The 1472-nt window shown below is 68.4% G+C and carries 1 protein-coding gene; it reads right to left on the bottom strand.

Annotated elements, in window-relative coordinates:
• On the bottom strand, positions 1-1472 hold a 1472-nt coding region (gene ilvA, locus C7411_RS36790; RefSeq protein ID WP_116603308.1), incomplete at both ends, for a threonine ammonia-lyase, biosynthetic.

The raw sequence follows: 1472 nt of genomic DNA, 5'->3' as shown, positions 1-1472 counted from the left end.
AGGAACAACCGGTACGCCGGATTGCTCGTCTCTTCCCAGTGCGGATAGCCGAGCGAGGCGAGGAAGCGGCGGAACTCGGCGTCTTCGGCCGCGGGCACCTGGATGCCCACCAGAATCGAGCTGTAGTCCGCGCCCTGGTTGCGGTAGTGAAAGAGGCTGATGTTCCAGTTCGGCGCCATCGACGAAAGAAAGCGCATGAGCGCGCCCGGCCGCTCCGGGAACTCGAAGCGGAACAGGCGTTCGTCGTGCGCGAGCGGCGAGCGCCCGCCCACCATGTAGCGGATGTGCTGCTTCGAGAGTTCGTCGCCGGTCAGGTCGACCGTCGGGAAACCGTGATCGACGAAGGTCTTCGCGATCTGCTGCGACTCGCCGCGGTTGCGGATCTGCACGCCCACGAAGATGTGCGCGCGCTCGGCGTCGTCGATGCGGTAGTTGAACTCGGTCACGCTGCGCGTGCCGACCAGCTCGCAGAATCGCCGGAAGCTGCCGCGCTCCTCGGGGATCGTCGCGGCGAACACCGCTTCGCGCGCCTCGCCCACCTCGGCGCGCTCGGCCACGAAGCGCATGCGGTCGAAGTTCATGTTCGCGCCCGAGGTGATCGCCACCAGCGTCTGCCCCTCGATGCCCTCGCGCTCCGCGTACTGCTTCGCGCCCGCCACGGCCAGTGCGCCTGCGGGTTCGAGCACGCTGCGCGTGTCCTGGAAAACGTCCTTGATCGCGGCGCAAAGCGCGTCGGTATCGACGGTGAGCACGTCGTCGAGATAGGCCTGGCACAGGCGGAAGGTTTCCTCGCCCACGAGCTTCACGGCCGTGCCGTCCGAGAACAGGCCGACTTCGGTGAGTTCCACGCGCCTGCCCGCCTCGATCGACTGCGCCATCGCGCACGAGTCGTCCGTCTGCACGCCGATCACCCTGATCTCCGGGCGCACGGCCTTGACGTAGGCCGCGATACCCGCAGCCAGTCCGCCGCCGCCGATCGGCACGAAGATCGCGTGAATCGGGGCCTGATGCTGGCTCAGCACCTCCATCGCCACGGTGCCCTGGCCGGCGATCACGTCGGGATCGTCGAACGGATGCACGAAGGTCAGGCCGCGTTCTTCCTGCAGGCGCACGGCGTGGGCATAGGCGTCGCTGTACGACTCGCCGGCCTGCACGACCTCGACGCTCGCGCCGCCGTGGGCGCGCACCGCATCGACCTTCACCTGCGGCGTGGTGACCGGCACGCAGATCACGGCCTTCACGCCGAGCTTCGCCGCCGAAAGCGCCACGCCCTGGGCGTGATTGCCTGCCGAGGCGGTGATCACGCCGCGCTCGAGCTGCGCGGGCGTGAGGTGCGCCATCTTGTTGTAGGCGCCGCGCAGCTTGAAGGAGAACACCGGCTGGTTGTCCTCGCGCTTGAGGAACACGGCGTTGCGCAGACGCGCCGAGAGGTTCGGGGCGCGCTCGAGTTCGGTCTCGCGGGCGGCGTCGTA

It is taken from the genome of Paraburkholderia silvatlantica (genome assembly GCF_003096715.1).
In the GTDB taxonomy this organism is placed as follows: domain Bacteria; phylum Pseudomonadota; class Gammaproteobacteria; order Burkholderiales; family Burkholderiaceae; genus Paraburkholderia; species Paraburkholderia silvatlantica.
This window is presented reverse-complemented; position numbering and strand designations above follow the sequence as displayed.